Source organism: Streptomyces eurythermus, from assembly GCF_014649115.1.
Lineage (GTDB): Bacteria > Actinomycetota > Actinomycetes > Streptomycetales > Streptomycetaceae > Streptomyces > Streptomyces eurythermus.
The window spans coordinates 1-19,858 of sequence record NZ_BMSK01000030.1 but is presented as its reverse complement, the minus strand read 5'-3'; the positions used below and the strand labels follow the sequence as shown (position 1 = coordinate 19,858).

General features: G+C 73.1%; 17 protein-coding genes and 1 pseudogene. 10 read left to right on the top strand and 8 right to left on the bottom strand.

Translation table 11 applies throughout. The annotated features are described in order from the left end of the window. The first annotated feature begins 243 nt into the window (after window positions 1-243). The 5 genes from IE251_RS37255 (at window position 244) to IE251_RS37235 (ending at window position 5,647) form a co-directional block, all read left to right on the top strand. Window positions 244-1,539 carry a polyprenyl synthetase family protein gene (locus IE251_RS37255; protein WP_189757376.1) on the top strand — a complete coding sequence of 432 codons (1,296 nt, stop codon included), beginning with the start codon at window positions 244-246 and terminating at the stop codon, window positions 1,537-1,539. Then, window positions 1,536-3,230 carry a phytoene desaturase family protein gene (crtI, locus tag IE251_RS37250; RefSeq protein WP_189757375.1) on the top strand — a complete coding sequence of 565 codons (1,695 nt, stop codon included), beginning with the start codon at window positions 1,536-1,538 and terminating at the stop codon, window positions 3,228-3,230. The genes IE251_RS37255 and crtI overlap by 4 nt, the downstream gene beginning before the upstream one ends. After that, window positions 3,227-4,258, top strand: coding sequence for a phytoene/squalene synthase family protein (locus tag IE251_RS37245; protein WP_189757374.1), 1,032 nt, complete (start codon window positions 3,227-3,229; stop codon window positions 4,256-4,258). The genes crtI and IE251_RS37245 overlap by 4 nt, the downstream gene beginning before the upstream one ends. After that, complete coding sequence (locus IE251_RS37240; RefSeq protein WP_189757373.1) at window positions 4,255-5,262, top strand: DUF5914 domain-containing protein; 1,008 nt, start codon at window positions 4,255-4,257, stop codon at window positions 5,260-5,262. The genes IE251_RS37245 and IE251_RS37240 overlap by 4 nt, the downstream gene beginning before the upstream one ends. Before the next feature lie 118 nt (window positions 5,263-5,380). Continuing rightward, entirely contained in the window at window positions 5,381-5,647 is a 267-nt protein-coding gene (locus tag IE251_RS37235; RefSeq protein ID WP_189757372.1) for a hypothetical protein, read from the top strand. Here the strand turns inward: IE251_RS37235 and IE251_RS37230 are convergent. Next, window positions 5,623-5,940: pseudogene (locus IE251_RS37230) on the bottom strand (transposase); the annotation flags it as partial. The gene IE251_RS37235 and the pseudogene IE251_RS37230 sit on opposite strands and share 25 nt — an antisense overlap. Before the next feature lie 196 nt (window positions 5,941-6,136). On the opposite strand from IE251_RS37230, the gene IE251_RS37225 reads away from it, so the two are divergent. Next, window positions 6,137-6,742, top strand: a complete 606-nt coding sequence (locus IE251_RS37225) for a dienelactone hydrolase family protein (protein WP_189757371.1) — start codon at window positions 6,137-6,139, stop codon at window positions 6,740-6,742. A gap of 133 nt (window positions 6,743-6,875) precedes the next feature. Here the strand turns inward: IE251_RS37225 and IE251_RS41820 are convergent, their stop codons facing one another. Further along, complete coding sequence (locus IE251_RS41820; protein WP_268253363.1) at window positions 6,876-7,007, bottom strand: hypothetical protein; 132 nt, start codon at window positions 7,005-7,007, stop codon at window positions 6,876-6,878. Window positions 7,008-7,427: 420 nt separating this feature from the next. Here IE251_RS41820 and IE251_RS37220 point away from each other — a divergent pair, with 420 nt between their 5' ends. Both IE251_RS37220 and IE251_RS37215 read left to right on the top strand, forming a co-directional pair. Further along, entirely contained in the window at window positions 7,428-8,567 is a 1,140-nt protein-coding gene (locus IE251_RS37220) for a serine hydrolase domain-containing protein (protein WP_229897100.1), read from the top strand. Between the two features lie 93 nt (window positions 8,568-8,660). Further along, a complete protein-coding gene (locus IE251_RS37215; RefSeq protein WP_189757369.1) occupies window positions 8,661-9,167 on the top strand; it encodes a GNAT family N-acetyltransferase in 507 nt (168 codons plus the stop codon). Between the two features lie 98 nt (window positions 9,168-9,265). Here the strand turns inward: IE251_RS37215 and IE251_RS37210 are convergent, their stop codons facing one another. The 4 genes from IE251_RS37210 to IE251_RS37195 all read right to left on the bottom strand — a co-directional run bounded on the left by IE251_RS37210 (window position 9,266) and on the right by IE251_RS37195 (window position 14,506). After that, the gene (locus tag IE251_RS37210) at window positions 9,266-12,211 is read right to left on the bottom strand and encodes a type 1 periplasmic-binding domain-containing protein (RefSeq protein WP_189757368.1); all 2,946 of its coding nucleotides are present in this window, start codon (window positions 12,209-12,211) and stop codon (window positions 9,266-9,268) included. Window positions 12,212-12,451: 240 nt separating this feature from the next. Continuing rightward, window positions 12,452-12,682, bottom strand: coding sequence for a hypothetical protein (locus tag IE251_RS37205; protein ID WP_189757367.1), 231 nt, complete (start codon window positions 12,680-12,682; stop codon window positions 12,452-12,454). 58 nt (window positions 12,683-12,740) lie between these two features. Continuing rightward, window positions 12,741-13,439, bottom strand: a complete 699-nt coding sequence (locus tag IE251_RS37200) for a DUF6585 family protein (RefSeq protein WP_189757366.1) — start codon at window positions 13,437-13,439, stop codon at window positions 12,741-12,743. Then, window positions 13,436-14,506 (bottom strand): AfsR/SARP family transcriptional regulator, encoded by a 1,071-nt coding sequence (locus tag IE251_RS37195; protein WP_189757365.1) that lies wholly within the window; start codon window positions 14,504-14,506, stop codon window positions 13,436-13,438. Before IE251_RS37195 ends, IE251_RS37200 begins: the two co-directional genes overlap by 4 nt. A 183-nt stretch (window positions 14,507-14,689) precedes the next feature. Between IE251_RS37195 and IE251_RS37190 the strand changes: the two genes are divergently transcribed. After that, window positions 14,690-17,005, top strand: coding sequence for a helix-turn-helix domain-containing protein (locus tag IE251_RS37190; RefSeq protein WP_189757364.1), 2,316 nt, complete (start codon window positions 14,690-14,692; stop codon window positions 17,003-17,005). 52 nt (window positions 17,006-17,057) lie between these two features. Here the strand turns inward: IE251_RS37190 and IE251_RS37185 are convergent, their stop codons facing one another. Then, window positions 17,058-18,248 carry a glycoside hydrolase family 183 protein gene (locus IE251_RS37185; RefSeq protein WP_189757363.1) on the bottom strand — a complete coding sequence of 397 codons (1,191 nt, stop codon included), beginning with the start codon at window positions 18,246-18,248 and terminating at the stop codon, window positions 17,058-17,060. 357 nt (window positions 18,249-18,605) lie between these two features. Between IE251_RS37185 and IE251_RS37180 the strand changes: the two genes are divergently transcribed. Further along, window positions 18,606-19,652, top strand: coding sequence for an alpha/beta hydrolase (locus IE251_RS37180; protein ID WP_189757433.1), 1,047 nt, complete (start codon window positions 18,606-18,608; stop codon window positions 19,650-19,652). Window positions 19,653-19,725: 73 nt separating this feature from the next. Here IE251_RS37180 and IE251_RS37175 read toward each other — a convergent pair. Beyond that, window positions 19,726-19,858 (bottom strand): aggregation-promoting factor C-terminal-like domain-containing protein (locus tag IE251_RS37175; protein ID WP_505016679.1); only part of this gene is annotated, 133 nt, incomplete at its 5' end.

Below are 19,858 nucleotides of genomic sequence, written 5' to 3'. Positions count from 1 at the left end.
GGGGTCGCGTCGTCCCCGCCCGGTATCGCGGATTGTGTACCCCGGCGGATGCAGGGCGCCCCTCGGCGGCGAGCGGCCGGGCGCCGGACACGGCACGCTGAGGGGGCGGGTCCCCGGTGGTCTCGGCGATCGCGTGGGGCGTTCACGTGTCCGTCCGCGCGCGGGCGGACGGGTGACGGCACGACGGTACGAGCACGACGGAGGGACACCGGGATGCGGCCTGTCCACGCGAGGGGAATCGGGATGCGGCCTGTCCCCGCGAAGGACCACCCGGCGACGGCGCCGCCGGGCGCGGCCGGGCCCGTGGGGTCGCATCCGCACGGGACGGTGGCCGACGACGGGGAGGGACATGGCGTCCGCGAGAGCGTTCCCCTGCCGGGCGGGCCCGCCGAGGTGCGGCGGATCGACGCCGACGTACCCGGCGCCGTCGGCCGGGTGCTCGGCCAGGTGCTGGCGGAGCGGCTGCGCCGCGCACGGCTGGCGGATCCCCTGTTCGGTGAGGAACTGGCCGAACGGGTGGCACGCTTCACCCTCCAGGGTGGCAAGCGCACGCGTGCGCGGCTGCTGTGGTGGGCCTTTCGGGCCTGCGCCGGCCGGGACGCGGCGTCCGCGGCGGCGGCTCTGCGGATCGGGGGCGCCCTGGAACTGCTCCAGACGTGCGCGCTCGTCCACGACGACGTGATGGACCGGGCCGTACTGCGGCGTGGCCGGCCCGCGCTGCACACGGAGCTGGCCGACCGGTACGCCGGCCGGGCCGGGCCCGGGCGGGCCGAGCGGTTCGGGCAGTCGGCGGCGGTCCTCGCCGGGGACCTCGCGCTGGCCTGGGCCGACGATCTGATGGCGGAGACGCCGCTGCCGCCGGAGACGGGGGAGGTGGTGCGACGGCTGTGGGGCGACATGCGCACGGAGATGGTGGCGGGCCAGTTCCTGGACGTACAGGGGCAGGTCTCCGGGGCGCGGTCGCTGCCCCGTGTGCTGCGCGCCGCCTGCCTGAAGAGCGCCCTGTACTCGGTCGAGCGGCCCCTCGCCCTGGGGGCCGCCGTGGCGGGCGCCGACCGGGTGACGCTGCGCCGGCTGGGTGACGCCGGACGCTGTGTCGGCATGGCGTTCCAGCTGCGCGACGATTTGGACGACGTCTTCGGGGACCCGCGGGTGACCGGCGAGGTGTGCGGCGACGACATCCGGGAGGGCAAGCCCACGTACCTGGTCGCGGTCGCCCGCGCGCGGGCGGAGGCCGCCGGTGACGGTGCCGCGCTGGCGGTGCTGGACCGGTGGCTGGGTGACGGGGCCCTCACCGAGCGCGGCCTGGAGGAGGTGCGGGACGTGCTGGTCGCGACGGGCGCGCGCGCCACCGTGGAGGCCGAGGTGGACCGGCTGGCCGGGCAGGGGCTGCGGCACTTCGACGGCGCCGTCCTCGATCCGGAGGGCGCCGGGCCGCTGCGCGATCTGCTGCTCGCCACGGCGGGGGTGCGGCCGGACGCGGATCCCGCGGTACGTGACGCTGCCCGTGCCCGCGGTGGCGCGGGGGGCGACCGGTGACGCGTACCGTGCCCGGCCCCACGGACCGGGTGGTGGTCGTCGGTGCCGGACTCGCCGGGCTGTCGGCGGCACTGCACCTGCTGGGCGCCGGACGCCGGGTCACGGTCGTCGAGCGCGAGGAGCTGCCCGGCGGCCGGGCCGGACGCATGGACCTGGCCGGTTACCGGATCGACACCGGACCGACCGTGCTGACCATGCCCGACCTGGCCGACGAGGCGTTCGCCGCCGTCGGGACGAGCCTGTACGAGCGGGTGGAGCTGATCCCCCTGCACCCCGCCTACCGGGCCTGCTTCGCGGACGGCAGCAGCCTCGACGTGCACAGCGGCGCGGACGCGATGGCCGCGGAGGTGGAGCGGTTCGCCGGGGCGGCGGAGGCCGCGGGCTACCGGCGGCTGCGCGAGTGGCTCCAGCGGCTGTACCGGGCGCAGCTGCGCCGGTTCATCGACGCCGACTTCGACTCGCCGCTCGGTCTGCTGCACCCCGATCTCGTCCGGCTGGCCGCCCTGGGCGGCTTCGGCCGCCTGGACGCCCGGATCGGCCGTTTCCTGAGCGACGAGCGGCTGCGCCGGGTGTTCTCCTTCCAGGCCCTGTACGCGGGTGTGCCGCCGGCGCGGGCGCTGGCCGCCTACGCGGTGATCGCCTACATGGACACCGTCGCCGGCGTGTACTTTCCCCGGGGCGGCATGCACGCCCTGCCGCGGGCCATGGCGGAGGCGGCCGCCGCGGCCGGGGCCGACCTGCGGTTCGGGCAGCCGGTGACCCGCCTGGAGCGGTCCGGCGAGCGGGTCACGGCCGTCGTCACCGACGCCGGCCGCATCCCGTGCGACGCGGTCGTCCTCACCCCGGACCTGCCCGTCGCCTACCGGCTGCTCGGCCGTCGGCCGCGCCGGCCGCTCGCGCTGCGCCACTCCCCCTCCGCGGTCGTGCTGCACGCCGGCACGGACCGCACCTGGCCCCACCTCGCCCACCACACGATCTCCTTCGGCGCGGCGTGGCACACCACCTTCGACGAACTCACCCGCGCCGGACGCCTGATGAGCGACCCGTCGCTGCTCGTCACCCGCCCGACCGCGACCGATCCCGGTCTCGCGCCACCCGGCCGCCACCTGCACTACATCCTCGCCCCCTGCCCCAACACCGACATCGGCCCGGGCCCCGCGGCCTGGTCCGGCCTCGGTCCGCGCTACCGGGACACGCTGCTGCGGGAGCTGGAGCGGCGCGGACTGGCCGGCATCGAGGCGGCCATCGAGGAGGAGTGCCTGGTCACCCCGGCCGACTGGCACGCGCGGGGGCACGCCGCCGGAACGCCTTTCTCGGCCGCCCACACCTTCGCGCAGACCGGGCCGTTCCGGCCGCGCAACCTGGTACGCGGCACGGAGAACGCGGTCCTGGCCGGCTGCGGCACCACGCCCGGTGTCGGCGTGCCGACCGTGCTGCTGTCGGGGAAGCTGGCCGCGGCTCGCATCACGGGCGTACCCGGGCGCGGCGGCAGCCGCCCGCGCTCCTCTCCGGCCGCCGCGGCCCCCACGGGCGTACGGGCCGCGCCACGGGCGCATGAGCGACCTCCCCACCGCCTCGCCGGGCCGTCGGCCGCCTCCCCTGACTTTCCGGCTGCCGCACGGCAGTCCCCGCCGCCGGGGAGCCCCCCGGCCGAACCCACGGCCCCCGCGACCGAAGGCAGGACCGGATGACCGATCGAGAGCTGGACGCGGCGGGAATCGACGATCCGGCGCTGCGCGCGGCCTACCACCGCTGCCGTGCCCTCAACGCCCGTCACGGCAGGACGTACTTCCTCGCCACCCGGCTGCTGCCCATCGCACGCCGGCCCGCCGTGCACGCCTTGTACGGCTTCGCCCGCTGGGCCGACGACATCGTCGACTCCCTCGACCCCGGCACCGGGACGGACGTACGGGTGCGGGCCCTGGCCCGGCTCCAGGAGGAACTGGCGGAGGGACTGCGGCGGGGCGGCAGCGGCGAGCCGGTGGTGCGCGCGCTCGCCGACACCGCCCGGCGCTACGCCATCGGCCACGCCCACTTCCGGGACTTCATGACCGCCATGCGCTCCGACCTGGTCGTGACGGGCTATCCCACCTACGCCGACCTGCGCGCGTACATGCACGGCTCGGCCGCGGTGATCGGGCTCCAGATGCTGCCCGTACTGGGCACGGTGGCGCCGCGGGAGGAAGCCGAGCCGTACGCCGCCGCGCTCGGCGTCGCCTTCCAGCTGAGCAACTTCCTGCGGGACGTCGGCGAGGACCTGGACCGCGGGCGTGTCTACCTGCCCGCCGACCTGCTCGCCGGGCACGGCGTCGACCGGGAACTGCTCCTCTGGAGCCGCGCGACGAGCCGCCCGGACCGCCGGATCACCGCCGCGCTCAGGGAGTTCGCGGAGCTGACCCGCGGGGTGTACCGGGAGGCGATGCCCGGCATCGGGCTGCTCGAACCTGTGGCCCGGCCCTGCATCCGCACCGCGGCCGTCCTGTACGGCGGCATCCTGGACGCCGTCGCCCGGGACGGCTACGCCGTGCTGCACCGGCGGTCGGCGGTGTCGCGGCGGCGCAGGGCGGTGGTCGCCGCCGACGGGCTGGTCCGGGTGGCGGCGGTCCGGCTGCGGGCGCGGACCGCTCCGCCGCCGACGGGCGCCGCTCGCGCCCGCGCGCTGCCCGCGGCCCCGCTCGCGCCGACGACGGCCCTCCCCTCTGCCGAGGGCGTCGCGTGAGCCGCCGTCGCCTGCCGCTGTCGTTGCGCCGCCGTGCCGTGCCCTGGGAGGGACAGCGGCCCACGTGGCGCGAGGCGCGGCCCGCGCTGATCGCCGGGGCGCTGAAGCGGGCGCGGACGCGGCCGTCGGGGAACTGGTACGTCGTCGGCGCCTCCCGGGCGCTGCGCGGGGAGGGCAAACTGGCGGGGACCGTGGCGGGGCAGGAGATCGTCGTGTGGCGGGGGCCCGACGGCCGGCCCGTCGGCGGCCCGGCGATCTGCCCGCACCTGGGGGCGCCGCTGCGGGACAGTCCGGTGCGCTGCGGCACGCTGGTGTGCCACTGGCACGGGCTGGCCCTGGACGGCAACCCGTACGCGGGCTGGTCGCCGCTGCCGGTGCACGACGACGGGGTGCTGGTGTGGGCGCGGCTGGACGCGGTGGGCGGTGAGGAACCCCTGGACGCACCGGTCGTACCGCCCCGGCCCGAGCCCTCGCGCGCCCTGACGGCCGTCTACACCGGCGTGGGTGTCTGTGAGCCGGAGGACGTGGTGGCCAACCGGCTCGATCCGTGGCACGGGGCGTGGCTGCACCCGTACGCGTTCGTCGATCTGACCGTGGTGGACGCACCCGGCGACCCGGCCGGTGCGATGGACGACGGTCCGGACGCCCTGACCGTCGACGTGTCCTTCAAGGTGGCTGGCCGGATCGTCGTACCGGTCCGCGCCGTCTTCACCGCGCCCGGCCCCCGTACGGTCGTCATGCGCGTCTGCGAGGGCGAGGGCGCGGGGTCCGTCGTGGAGACCCACGCCACGCCGCTCGGTGCGGACGGGGCCGGGCGGCCCCGCACCGCCGTCATCGAGGCGGTGGTGGCCGTCTCCGCCCGCCCGGGCTTCGCGGCCGCCCGCCGGGCCGCACCGCTGCTGCGCCCCCTGGTACGTGCCACGGCCGGCCGCCTGTGGCGGGACGACCTGGCCTACGCGGAGCGGCGCTGGCACCTGCGGTCCACGGGCCGCTTTCCGGGCTGAGCGGCCGCGGGGGCGCGGGACGCGTCGCCCCCGCCTCCCCCAATAGGGCATATGTGATGAATAGGACGATAGCGGGAGGTTACTCCAGCAGGGACATCCGGAAGAACGGAGACGCCCGATGATCATCCAGAAGATGCACGACCTGGGCATCCGCAGTGAACACGCCTACATGGCCGCCTTCGCCTCCATCGGCCTGAGCGTCGCCTCGTGGGCCGGCTCCCTCAAGATGGAGCCGGGCACCGGTCTGGCCCGCGCCGACCGCTGGGGCCTCTTCGTCGGCGAATGGGCACCCACCTTCTTCGGTCTCGGCCTCGCCCTGTCCCACTACGAGCAGCAGGACGGCACCCTCACCGGCACCGTTCATCCACTGCGCAAGGCCGGCTGACACCAGGGCGCTTCTGATGGCTCTTGGACCGTGTCTCGGAGCCAGATGATGATCGCGGTGACGGCCAGGGTGCCGTTGAAGACGTAGTCGCGCCTGTCGTACCGCCTGGCCACCGCCCAGTACTGCTTCCACTTGCTGACACATCGCTCGACGGCATTGCGGCGGCAGTACTGGGCCTCACCGAAAGCCGACGGACGCGGACCCGGCCCTTGCGCCTGCGGCTGGCCGTCCGGCTGGGTCATGGTCGCCTTGATCCCCCTTTGACGCAGGTAAGCGTGGTTGTCACGGCTGGAGTTGGCCCTGTCGCCGCGGACGCGGGCCGCCCGCTCGAACCTGCGCTTCCTAAACCGGCGAGGCCTGCCTCGAAGTTCGCCTCACCTGACAGTGGCCACCGGCCTGACCCTGTCCGGCCGAGGCCCGTGGATGTCAGTGCTGCGGTCCATACTCGTCCCGCGGCGCCACCCGGGCACGCGGTACGAGGGGAGCAACATGGCTGAGGTGCTGGTCTTCCACCATGGACACGGGCTGACCGCCGGCGTTCGCAGTTTCGCCGAGCAGTTGCGCCGGGCCGGACACACCGTCCACGCTCCAGATCTGTACGAAGGGCAGGTATTCGGCAGCCTTGAGGAGGGCGCCGCCTATGCCGAGAGTGTCGGGTTCGACGCGATCACCGCGCGCGGAGCCGTCGCCGCCGAGGGGATGCCTGCGGACCTCATCTATGTTGGCTTCTCGCTCGGCGTCCTGCCGGCGCAGAAGCTGGCTCAGACTCGCCCCGGAGCAAAGGGTGCACTGTTGCTCGAGGCGTGCGTCCCGGTCTCGGAGTTCGGTGCGGCCTGGCCCCAGGACGTCCCAGTCCAGATCCACGGCATGGACGCAGATCCGTTCTTCGCCGGGGAGGGTGATGCGGACGCTGCCCGCGCAGTGGTCAAGACGGTGACGGATGCGGAGCTGTTCCTCTATCCCGGCGACAGGCACCTGTTCACCGACAGCAGTCTGCCCTCTTACGACGAACAGGCCGCCATGCAGGTCAACCATCGGGTGCTCGGCTTCCTCGACCGCATCAGCAGGGAATCAACAGCAGCCCGAAGCGGATGAGCGCCAGCAGTGCGTGGTGGCGGCCCGACGCCCAGAGTGCGGCGGGCCGAGCATAGGGAACCTGGAGCAATCGAGGGAACCTGGAGCATTCAGCTGGCCTTGGCCGACTCCTCGGCTCGGGCTCGGGTGCCGGCTAGGCGGTAGGAGTCGGTGCCGGTGATCCACCGTTCGGGCGGCACCGTGCACGGTCGTCGCGCTCGGCCATCATGAGGTCGGCGAGGAAGCCCTGGTAGGTCATCAGGTACTTGGCCTCCGGACCGCGCATCACTGATCCCGACGTCCGGTTCGAACGGGAGGCCGAGGCCCGGATCTTCGGCGCCGGGGGTTTGCCGGCGCAGGACTCTCCGCTCTGGGAGATGACCGCTGACACGAACGTGGCCAGCGCGGTCGGTGGCCGCCTGGGCGGCGCTGCCCGCTCACGTCACCTGCGGCGCTGGGCACTCTCTGCGGCCCGCGACGGGGGCCTCCATACCCCCGCTCCGTCCGCCCCCGCGGCGGGCGGTCTTTCTTTCGGGACGTCCCGTGCAGGTCAGCGCGCTGGCACGCGCTTCGCGGTGACGACCGGTCATATATGGCCGGTCGAATGATCTGTTCGCGGGGCCGCCCTTACCCGAGTCTCGCCATGGCGCCGGGCACCACCGCCCGGCGCGGCCTTCACGGCCACCCCGTGACGAGACGAGGTCTCATGAAATCCGTACGTCTGATGGCCGTCGGCGCGACGCTGACGCTCGCGGTACTCACCCCCGCCGCCCCGGTCCACGCCGACACACCGACGGCGGCGAGCATCCTGCGGTCCGGGGCGCAGAAAGGCATCGCCGACGGCTACCCGGGTGTGGTCGGCCTGGTCCGTTCCGGTGACAGCGCGCAGTACGTATCGGCGGGCACCGGCGACACCGCCACCAAGGTGCCCGCCGATCCGCAGGCGCAGTTCCGGATGGGCAGCAACACCAAGGCGTTCATCGCGACCGTGCTGCTGCAACTGGAAGCCGAGGGCAGGCTCTCCCTGGACGACTCCGTCGCCCGGTGGCTGCCGGGCGCCGTCGACGCCAACGGCTATGACGGCAGCCGGATCACCTTGAGGCAGCTGCTCAACCACACCTCCGACCTCCCGGACTACGTTCACGACACGTCGTTCTACAACTCCTACGCCTCCAACCGCGAGCCCGGCCGGGCCTGGCCGCCGCAGACCCTCGTGGACCTGGGTCTCGCGCTGCGGCGGCCCTCCGCCGAGCCGGGCGAGAAGTGGGCGTACTCCAACACCAACTACGTGTTGGCCGGCATGGTGATCAAGGCGGTCACGGGCAACGACCCTGCCATCGAGGTCACCCGGCGGATCATCGAGCCTCTCGGCCTGCGGAACACCTTCTTCCCCACCACCGACCCGGCCCTGCGAGGCAACTATCTGCACGGCTACGCGTACGGGTGGCTCGGCATGGTGCTCACGGACGTCACGGTCTCCAACGTCCAGGCGATGGGCTCGGCAGGCGCGATGGTGTCGACCCTGGACGACCTCGCCACCTTCACCCGGGCGCTGCTGGGCGGTCGGTTGCTGCCGCCCGCGCAGGAGGCCGAGCTGAAGACCACGGTCGCCACCGGGAGCGGCGACATCCGCTACGGGCTGGGCATCAGCCGGTTCCAACTGCCGTGCGGCCAGTGGGTCTGGTCCCACAACGGGGCCGTGCTCGGCTACTTCAGCACGTGGTACGCCGACGACGACGGCAGCAAGCAGGTGCTGGAAGCCAACACCGAATACCACCTGCAGGCACCGACCCGGGGCCAGACGGACACCGACAAGGGGATGCGGGACGCGTTCTGCGCGCTGTGACCGGCCGAACCGCGCGGGCACCGACGGCACCGACGGCACGTCTCGCCGGGAGCCGACCCGTAGACCGGCTGCTCCGTTGCGGACAATGAGCGCATGCACATTCGATCCCCTCATGTGAGCGAGCTGCCCCTTCTCCAGGACATCGAGAGGGCCGCCGGTCAGCGGTTCCACGACATAGGCATGCCGGAGATCGCCGAGGACGAGCCGCTTCCGCTGGACGAGCTCGACCGGTACCGGCGCGACGGGAGGGCCTGGGTGGCGGTCGACGCGGCCGGCACCCCGGTCGGCTACCTGATCGCCGACCTCGTCGACGGCAATTTCCATGTCGAGCAGGTCTCGGTGCACCCCGGCAGCGCTCGGCGGGGGGTGGGCAGGTCCCTGCTGGAGCATCTGGCCGGCCACGCCAGGAGCCGGCAGGTGCCCGCCCTGACCCTCACCACGTTCGCCGACGTCCCGTGGAACGCCGCCTACTACACGCGCTGCGGCTTCCGGGTCCTGGCCGAGAACATGCTCACGCCCGGCCTGCGGGAGATTCGCGAGCGCGAGGCGGCCCACGGCCTGGACCGGTGGCCGCGCGTGTGCATGCGCAGGGAGCTGTGACGCCGTGGGCGGCCGGCGCGGGCAGGGCGCTTCCGCTCCGCCCACCGCACCGCCCCGGCGTCACCGCACCGCCCGTGAACCGCCGAGGCGGCACGGGGTCAGCGCAGGCGGCAGACCGTGTGCGGGTCGGCTCCCTTGGGGCCGGGGGGTGCGATGAGCGGCGCCTCGCTGCCCGCGGGCCGCCCGCACACGTTCTCCGACCGCACCTCACCGCCGTCGTAGCTCACCCGCACGATCTCGTAACCGTGGCCGCGCTGGTCGGCGTAGGGCCGGCTGCCGGCGAAGCCGACCGTGCCGACCGGCAGGTTCGGGACGGGGTGCCAGCGCAGGTCGGCCCAGGTCTCCGCGGCGGTCTGCGGGACGTCGCCGTTGCGCGCGGCCCGGTACAGGACGGCCGTGGCGCTGTAGGACAGCACCGTCTGCCCGTTGGAGAACAGCGCGTCGGTCCAGGGCCGGGCGGGGTCGGCGAGCGCCGTCCGCCGTGCTCCGGCGGGCAGCAAGTCCATGAGGACGCGGTGGGCGTCGATGTAGAAACCGGTCGTCGCCGCCAGGTCCATGGGGGCGAGGGCGAAGTGGTAGAGGGTGACCTCGTCGGGGATGCGGAGGGCCTCACCCTCCTCGTAGTTGCTCTTGGTGAGGTCGTCGCCGGTGAACACGGTGATGCCGCGTCCCGAACAGCCGGGGGTGGAGCCGAGCTGGGACATCAGGTTGGGCACGTCCTCGACCCGGCCGGCGAAGTAGAGGGCCTTCGGCACCTGCCGGCTGCCGCAGATCTCGCCGATGGGCGTCGTCAGTTCGGGCTCACCCTCGGCACTGAGCCGGTACGTCCGCGAGGGCGCCGCGGCGAAGCCCGCCTCGGCCAGCATCTGCTTGCCCACCCTGGCCTGTTCGGTGGTGTAGAAGTCCTTCTCGCTGCCGACCGACCGGGACAGCACGGCGCCCTGGGCGCCCTTCTCCCGAGCGGCCAGCTGACGGGCGACGACCCACAGGGCGTTCGCCTCCTCCTCGTCGGTGGCGGCCAGCCCGAACCAGTTGGACAGCCTGCGCGCCAGGTGGCTGCCGGAGTTGGTGGTGCTCACCACGGGCAGACCGGCCCCCTTGAGGATCCGGGCGGCCTGCTCGGTCTCGGTGGTGTCGCGACCCATGCCCACGACGCCGACGACGGAGCGGTCGCGGCGCGCCAGGTCCGCGATGTGCCGGGCCATGGGCACCACGTGCAGCATGTTCTGGTCGGCGTTGGCGAGCAGGATCTTGATCTTGGTCGGCTGATCGGTGCTGACGTTGGCGTAGTGCTGGTAGAGGTACACCCCCGTGATCTCCTCCAGCCCCTTGCGGGTGTCGGCCTGCTTCGCGGCGGTGACCGGGCCGGCGTAGACGATCGTCACGTGGGCGTCGCGCGGTCCGATGGCCGCGTTCTCGGCCCTGATCGCCCGCTCCACCGCGTCGAAGGTGACGCCCTTGCCGGCGCCGGACAGGCTCAGCGTGTTGCCCTGCGCGAGCCGTACGTTCCCGGTGGCGACGCCGACGCACCGGCCGTCGTAGAGGCCGGAGTCGGTGTTGGAGCCGAGCAGCCGGCCCTCGCAGTAGCGTCCGGCGAGGTAATGGTTGCCGAGGAAGCCCGCGGCCAGGCCGAGGGCGAGGAGCACGGCGAGGCAGGGCCGGGACCACAGGAGCCAGGCGGGCGTCCGGCGGATGCGGTCGGTGGAGTGCTGTGCGGAGTGCCGGTGGCGCAGCTCGTCACCGGGCATCGGTATGTACAGGATCCACGGCAGGGTGGCGGCCCGGCCCGGGGACTGGCCGGCGCTGAGGTTGGTCACCCACCGCTGGTATCTGGCGTCCGCTCCGAAGGCCTCTTCCTCGTCGTCGGCGTGGGAGCGGCCCGGCAGGGGGGCCGGCTCCGGGACGGCGGGGGCCTGCGGCCGCAGGCGTTCCGCCGCCGGGACCGCGGCCAGCACGAGCAGCGGGTCGACCTCGCTGCGGCGGCTGCGCACGTCGCTGATGGTGCGCAGCAGGAGCAGACCGCCGTCCTCCTCGGTGGCCCTGGGCAGATACACCACGGGCGGCACGGTGCGCTTGCGGCGGCGCAGGTCCAGCGCCCGCGGGCGGTAGTTCTCGCGCAGGTCCTCCAGCAGCGCCAGCACACGTAATTCCAGGTGGAACTGACGTGCCGTCGCGTCGCCCGCCTGTGCCGCGACCACCTGCTGGGCGACGGCGAAGGCGCGGCCCCGGATGGTCTCCCAGGACTTCGCCGGTCGCCAGCGCGACCAGTCGGCGGCGGCCGGCCGGTCGCTGAGCGGGGCCAGGAAGGTGGTCGTCGCGAACCAGCGGGTGGCCCGGCGCAACCACAGCAGCGGCGGCGCGCTGCGCGCGAGCAGGTGCACCAGGCCGAACCCCGTCAGCGCCAGGACGCCGCCCCACAGCGCCGTACGCCAGCCGCCCTCGCCCAGCAGCACGCTGAGGCAGGCGATGAACATGGCACCCGCGAATCCGGAGGGGTTGACGACGGCGCCGATGGTCTGCGCGAGTGCCGGAACGCGGCGCCGGCCCTCCTCGCCGCCGGAGCCACCGTCGGGACGCCAGCGCAGCTCGGCCAGCCGGCGCATCAGACGCTCGCGGCGCTCCGCCGCCGTCCACACCGTCGTGACCCCGGCGCCGACCTCGGGCGCGGCCTGCTCGATGGCCCGCAGCAGGCGTGAGCGCGGGAAGCCGAAGGGTTTGTACTGCGACTGCCGCGCGTTGTCCCAGGAGTGCTCGCACAGCTGGCGCACCATGTCGACGGCCGAGGAGTACGGGTCCGGGCCCCCTCCGCCGTCGAGCCGCTTCGCGATCAGCCCCCGCGGCTGCTGGCTCTGGCGGACGAACTCCACCACCTGGGCGACCCGTCGGTCGAGGATGCCGGTCTCGTCCTCCTCGGTGGCCTGCAGCACCACCAGCGGGGTCACCGGAGGGTTCGCCCGGTAACCGTCGATGAGCCGTCTCATCAGCGCGAAGACCGCGTCGGCGGCCTCCACCCCGGCGCTGCCCGTCCAGACCCGTCTGCCCATATGCTCCGCCCCCGTCGCATCGACCTCATCGAACATCGAGTTCGATGGGAATACCCAGACCCGAGCGCCGCTGCACCCCGGGGGCCCCATGAATGTCGGGGGCGCCCGGGGTGGCGGGTTCGGACGTCTCGGGTCCGGTTTGCGCCATATACCGGCCGCTTACTTTCGCGACATGTCGACTTTGCTGCGATATCCGGTAAACATGGCGCTGTCTCGCCGTACGGACCGAGCTGTGCTCGATCAGTGCCGGGAGGCGATGATCAGGATGATGACGAGGATGCCCAGGGCGAGCAGGCATCCGCCGCCACCGCCGCCGGACGATCCCTTGCGGAACTCGACCATCCCGCCGGGGACGACGGCCGGGTGGCGGTTGCGGTAGTGCTCCTCGATCGCGTTCTCCCCCTGGGATTCGCTCCCCCAGGAGGTGTGGTGCCCGCACTCACCGCACCGGTACCGGTAGCTGTCGGCCATGACTGTCTCCTTCTGTGGTCGTTGGTCGTTGGTCGTTGGTCGTTCTGTGATCGTTGGTTCAGTCGTCGTCCCGCCCGGCGCGGGCGAGGTGTTCGGCGAGGGACCGGAAGACGCAGAGGTTCGGGGTCCCGGAGGCGGCGGTGGCCCACACCAGCCGGCGGCCGTCGGCGCGGACGGCGACGAAACCGTTGCGGACCTCGATCCGCTGGACCTCGGTCCAGCGCAGGGACGTCCGGGCGGAACCGACGGCGTCCGCCGTGACCCACAGGGGGCCGAAGGCCAGCCGCGTGCCCTGCCGCAGCGCGGCCAGCGCCCGTGGGGCCTGCGCGGCGACGACGGCCCCGCAGATCGCCGGCCACCACTCCTGCGGCCGGGCGAAGTCGCCGCGGCGCAGCACGACCCGTTCGCCGTGGACGTCGACCAGCACGAGGGTGCCGGTGACACCTCGGGAGGTGAGCACCGTGCACCGGCGCACCTCCGTCGTGTCGAAGCGGACGGCATGGATCCGCCGGCCGACGGCGGCTGTCAGACCGTGCTCGTACAGGTCCAGCCGGGCACCGGGGCTCCCGGCCGGTCCACCGCCGGCGCGCAGCAGGCGCCGCATCCACACGGTGGGCGACCGGCGCCGCCGGGGCTCGGTGGGCGGCGCCCGGTAGGTGACGCGTCGTCTGCCCAGTCGGGCCCGCCCGGCGGTCGCGGAGATCCGCGCCAACAGCAGTTCCTCGGCGCGCTGGCGGTCCCCCGCCGGCCCGTTCACGCCGCGTCCGCCCGGCCCGGATCGGCGTCCACCCCGAACAGTGCCGCCCGCCGGGCGCGCAGGAGCAGGTCGCCCGGGGCGACCCCGAGGTCGTCGGACAGCCGCCGGGCGGTGCGGTCGAAGACGGCCAGCGCCTCGGCCCGCCGCCCGTCGCGCCGCAGCGCCCGCATCAGCATCGCGGCGACCGGTTCGTTCAGCGGCTCCTCCAGCGCCAGGGCGGACAGCGCGGTGATGGCCTCCGCACGCCGGCCCAGCCTCAGCTGCAGGTCCGCCCTCCGCTGTGCCAGGGCGACCCTGCGCCGCACGAGCCGCACCCGCTCCGACTCGGCGAACGGCCCGGGCAGTGCGGCCAGCGGCTCGCCGCGGAACAGCTCCAGCGCCCGGGCGCACAGCCGCTCGGCCTCCGGCAGGTCGCCGGTGCGTTCGGCCTCGTCGGCCCGGCCGGCCAGGTCGTCGACGCACAGCGCGTCCACCTCGGCGATGCCCTGGACCAGTCCGTATCCGTACCGGTCGCGCCGGATCACCGAGTCCGGGCGCTCCCCGAGACGCAGGATCTTGCGCAGCCGGTACACGTAGACGGGTACGACATTGCCGTCCGGCATCTCCCTGCCCCAGACGTCCTCCAGCAGGCGTGGCCGGCTGACGGAAGGGCTCGGGCTCAGGGCGAGCGCCGCCAGCACGGCCTGCTGCCGCACGGGGCCGATGTCCAGGGGCCGGCCCGCGAGCGTCGTCCGGAGCGGGCCGAGTACCGACACCCGTAGCCAGGGGCCGGACGCGGTGCCGGTACGGCGTGCCGCGGTGTTCCCCGGCAGCGGCCGGCGCGGTCCCTGGCCCGGCAGGACCAGACCGCAGTCGAAGGCGTGCACGATGGCGGCGGCCCGGTCGCGCAGCCCCAGTTTCCCGAGCACGCGGCCGAGCCGTTCGGCCACCGCGTGTTCGGGCAGGGTCAGGGCGGCGGCGATCTCGGCGTCCTCCAGCCCGCAGCCGAGCGCGTAGAGCACTTCGCGTTCCTCGGCGGTGAGGCATGTGACGCCCCGGTCGCACCTGCCCGCGGTCGTCGTCGGCATGGCCACTCCCTGTTCTCGGGACCGGTCGATCCCCTCGTCCCGGTCGCTCACGTCGATGTGGTCGAGGCTGGCCGTCGTGCAGGAAATGTGGACAGAGCATTCAACCGGTCATATGTGACCGGTGGCCGCGCTAGAGTCCCGGCCTGCGGAAACGGACAATTCAAGGGGGAAGGGCCATGGCCTGTGGCCGGTGAGTTCGGCGCGGTACTGCGCCGGCTGCGTGAGAAGGCGGGACTGACCCAGGAGGAGCTGGAGCGGCGTTCCGGTGTCAGCGTGAGCACCATCCGCGGTCTGGAGACCGGCAAGCGCGGCAACCCGCGGATGACCACGGTGCGGCGGCTGGCCGACGCGCTCGCCCTGGGCGGCGAGGACCGCGAGGAGTTACTCGGTGCTGCCGTCCCGGGGTTCCGAGGCGGCGGCGCGGACGCGGGCGGGCCCGACACGGGGGCGGCACAAGTGGGCGGGCCCGCCGTGGCGACGCCCGCGGTGCCTCCGTCGGTGTCGGCGGTGCGGGCCGCGCCGGCGGAGGCGGCCGAGCAACTGGCGAAGGCGGTGGCGGCCCGCTGGCAGCGCGAGGAGGAGCAGCGGCGGATCCAGGACCCGTACCCGCTGCCGGTCTGCTGGAAGGCCGCCTGCGAGACGCTCACCGACCACTGGGCCAACATCCGCCGCCTCCCGCCGGGCGCCCCGAGCGCCCCGCTGGATCTGAGCGGCCGGCTGGAGGGCATCGCGGAGACCTACCGGAGAGTCCCCTCCGGGCGGCTGGTGGTCCTCGGCAGGTCCGGGTCCGGGAAGACGGTCCTGACCCTGCGCTTCGTCCTCGACCATCTGAGGTCGCGGACGCCCGCCGAGCCCGTCCCGGTGATCTTCAGCATCGGCGCCTGGGACCCCACGGCCGTCACCCTGCGCGACTGGCTGACCGAGCAGTTGACGCGGGACCATCCCGGTACGGCCGCACCGGGGCCCGGCAAGGTCAGCCTGGCCTCCGCGCTCGTCGACTCCGGTCGCGTGCTGCCGGTGCTGGACGGCTTCGACGAGATGGCCGACGGGCTGCGCCGCCCCGCGCTCGAGGCCCTCAACGCCACCACGCTGCCGCTCGTGCTCACCAGCCGCCCCGCCGAGTACGCCGCCGCGGTCGCGGAGACGGATGTGCTGACCTCGGCCGCGCCGATCGAGCTCACCGATCTCACCCTGGACGACCTGGACGACTACCTGCCCCGCACCACCCGCAAGGCGGACCGCTCGGACCCGGCGGCGGGCGCCTGGCAGCCCGTGCTGAAGAAACTGCGCGAGCCCTCGCCGGACGGGTCACCGGCCCCGCTCGCCACGGTTCTCTCGACGCCGCTGATGGTGGCGCTCGCCCGCACCGTCTACAGCGACACACCGGAGCACGATCCGGCCGAGCTGCTCGACACCGAACTGTTCCCCGGAGTGCGGGAGTTGGAGGAGCACCTGCTCGACAACTTCCTGCCGACCGTCTATCGCCGCTCCCGGCCCGGTACGCACGGCTGGGAGCCCGAGCGGGTCCAGCGCTGGCTCGGTCATCTCGCCCGCCATCTGACGGAACTCAAGACTCCGGACCTGGCCTGGTGGCGGCTCGGTCACGGTCTGCGCGGTTCCACTCGCACTCTGGTCACCGCACTCGTCACCGCGCTGGTCATCGGGCTGGTCGACGGCGCCATGTCCGCCGCTTTCAGCGGCTCGTTGGCCGGCGGCGTACTGGACGGCACGATCGTCGGCCTGCTGGCCGGACTCATGTTCGGGCTGGTGCACTGGTTCACGTACACGGTCACGGGCAAGGACGTCCAGCCGTCCGCTGTGCGGCTGCGCATCCGCGGCCGGCCGGACACCACCACGTGGCGGGCGGGTCCCCGGCTGGTGATCGGCACTCTGGGCGGCGCATTCTTCGGGTTCGCCTACGGGTTCATGGTCGGCCTGCTGCGTGCGCTCAGCCAGCGTGCCGGGCCGGCGCTGGTGTTGGAGAACGGGCTGATCAACGCGATCGTGTTCGGGCTGGTCTTCGGCGGCGCCGCGGGCCTCTCCTTCTGCCTCCTCGGCCTCCTCGAAACGCCCCTCGACATCGTCTCCGCCGTCAGCCCGGGCAGCGTCCTGCGCGCCGACCGCCGGACGGTGCTCATCCGACTGTGCTTCTGGGCACCCGTGTTCGGCACGGCGGTCGGGCTCGGGGCCGGGCTGGTGGTGGATCTGCTGCAAGGGCACCTGGGCCGGCTCGCCATGGATCCCATGGCCAGTCTCTTGCTCGGCACCATCAGCGGTCTGGGCGGCGCGCTCGGCTACACGCTGACCCTGACCGCCTGGGGCCAGTGGTGTCTGCTCGCCCGCATCTGGCTGCCGCTGACCGGACGCCTCCCCTGGGCCGCCGCCGCCTTCCTGGACGACGCCTACCAGCGCGGCGTCCTGCGCCAGGCGGGTGCGGTGTACCAGTTCCGCCACGCCCGGCTGCAGAGCCGGCTCGCGCAGAACCGCCGACGAGGATGAGCGGGCGGGGCTGCCCTTCGTCCCGGGTTTCCCGGGGCGTGCGGGGCGTGGCTCACGGGTTGATGCCGTCGTACTGCAGAACGCGGTAGGGCGACTCGTGGGGCCGGCCGTTCCACTGCGAGACGATCAGGGTCAGGGAGGTGGGACCGGCGCTGCCCGGGTGGATGTACCCGCCGTAGAGGAAAGGGAGTTGGGGCTTGCCCCAGTGGTCGGGCGGCCAGGCGGTGTCGCCGGCGATCTGCGTCTTCGGCGCGCTCCACACGGCGTCGGGCCGGGGGGCGGTGCGGGTGCGGATCGAGTAGTCGGTGACGTCGAAGTAGCTCATGCAGTACGTGCCGCCGACGCGCTTGACGGAGAACTCGCCGATGTTGTTCCCGGAGAGGATCACGGACGGCTGGACCGCGCGGGTCCACTGCCATCGGCCGTCCAGGTGAGCCCAGTTCTCCTGCGCACCGAAGTTGCCTGCGCGGAACTCCTCCGGCCGGATGCGGAAGAGCTGGATGGCGCCGCCGTCACCGGTGTTGACGTGGCTGCCGTTCCAGCGCTTGGAGAAGATGTAGAGCCAGCCGTCGGGGTCGATGCCCGCGAACGACCACATGCCGTACAGCGACTGGTTGACGCCCTGGGTGTCCCCCGCCCAGTGGTAGGGGTAGTCGTGCCAGGTGACGCCGTGGTCGTCGGAGTAGGCGACGCCGGACATCCGCGAACCGTCGTAGCCCGCGGGCGGCTGCCAGACCTCCACGGAGGTGTACTGGATGTAGGTGCGGCCGCCGAACTCGATGCAGTCGTTCGGGATGCGGCTGACCTCGAAGCCGTATCCGTTGTCGGCGTTGTGCCGGTAGTCGAAGAGCTGCCGGGCGTCGCCCGCCGTGGGCATGGCCCAGATGAACGAGATCGGGGTGGAGCCGGAGGCGTCGAAGGAGGCCTGGTTCAGCATGACCGGGGAGCCGAGGTACTCCCCTCCCAGCGCGGGTTCGCTGAAGGAGTCACCGAAGACATAGCCCCAGGTGTTGTCGTGCTCCCGGTGGTAGGGGATCGCGAGGTCGCCCGATCCCAGCCCCTGCGCACGGGCCGAGTCGCCCGGCTGTTCGCACAGCGGCGCGCCGTTCTGGGCCGCGGCGGCGGACGGCGCGGCGGCGAGGGAGCCGCCGAGCGCACCGGCGGTCAGGGCGGCTCCCGCGCCGGCCTTGAGCAGGGTTCGGCGGGTGGGCGGACGGCGGTCGGGGTGTGCGGAGTCGGGCATGGTGGTCCCTTCGGGGTCGGTCGGCCGCGGTCGACCGGGGCGGTTCGCCGCGAAGATACGGGCCGTAGGGCCCGCGGTGGCTGGCTCATCCTGGCGGGGAGCGTTGAAAAATCGATGAAATGCCCGTTCAGCGAGCGGATTCGAGTTCGTGGAGCCTCGGCGGAGGAGCCGTCGGAAAGCCGTCGGGGAGCCGTCACCCGCCGACCTCGGCCTCCGCGCCCCCACAGCGGTGTCATGGGAATTTCATCGGCCTTCCCTAGCGTGACCGTGTCCGGGAGACACCGCACCGCCCGTACTCACGAGGAGGCCCCTGCTGTGGCAAGGACATCGAACCGTCGGCGACTGACGGTGACCGGGATGGTCACCGCCGCCGCCCTGGCCCTGGCCCTGGCCCTGTCGGGCGGTCCCGCGCAGGCCGCCGACGACACCGCACCGCCGCCGTTGACGAACGGATTCGGACTGACGCAGGTCGACACGGCCGTGGGCGGTCCCACGAACTTCACCATCACGGTGACCACGCCGGAGGTCACGGGCAAGCACCACATCAAGATCATCCTGCCGAGCGGCTACTACGCCGACCCGAGCAGGCGCTACCCCGTGCTGTACTTCCTGCACGGCTCGCCCGACGACCCGATCCGGCAGAACTATCCGGCGCTGACCATGTCCGACTCGATGATCACCGTCGTTCCGGACGGCGGCGCCCGGGGCTGGTACGCCAACTGGCTGAACCAGAAGACGCGGCTCGGTGCCCAGAACTGGGAGAACTTCCACCTCAAGCAGGTGATCCCGTTCATCGACGCGAACCTGCGGACCATCCCCACCAAGAAGGCCCGGGCCGTCGCCGGTGTCTCCATGGGCGGGTTCGGTGCCCTGCACTACGCGCAGGTCCGGCCCGACCTGTTCAGCCAGACGGCGTCCCTGTCCGGGGACATCGACCTGTCGGTCCGCTCCATGGACCTGCGGCTGGCCGTCGTCGCCTCCGTCACCGACGCGCTCGGAGCGATCTGCGGCTCGTCCTCCGGCGCCTGCGACCCCGACAACTCGCCCTACAAGCCCGGCGTGGACAGCGACGCCCTGTTCGGCTCGCCCTACCCGGTGTTCAACGCCGACTGGCGGTGGAACGAGGTCGATCCGGCCGCGCACATGGACAAGCTGGCCGGGATCGGCGTCTCCGTCTACGTGGGCAACGGCGGCGGCGTACCCACCGAACCGGAGTTCTGGCTCGAAGGCGCGGCCCGGCACGTCAAGGACAGCATGGACGCGCTCGGTATGCCGTACCACTACGTCGACTACGGCAACGGTTCCACCTGGGGCACCCAGTGCAACGGCGGCCACAACGGCGGCTGCTGGGAGCAGGATCTGCGGGACCTGATCCCCAGGCTGGAGCGGGCGTTCACCTCCTGACCGTACGCACGCGAAGCGCCCCCGCCGGGTGGGCGGGGGCGCGGGATGCGTTGTGGGGTGCTGTCGGCTCGGCTCAGTACCAGCCGTTGGCCTGCCAGAAGTTCCAGGCCTTGACGGGGCTGCCGTAGCGGGAGTTCATGTAGTCCAGGCCCCACTTGATCTGGGTGGCCGGGTTGGTCTTCCAGTCGGAGCCGGCGGAGGCCATC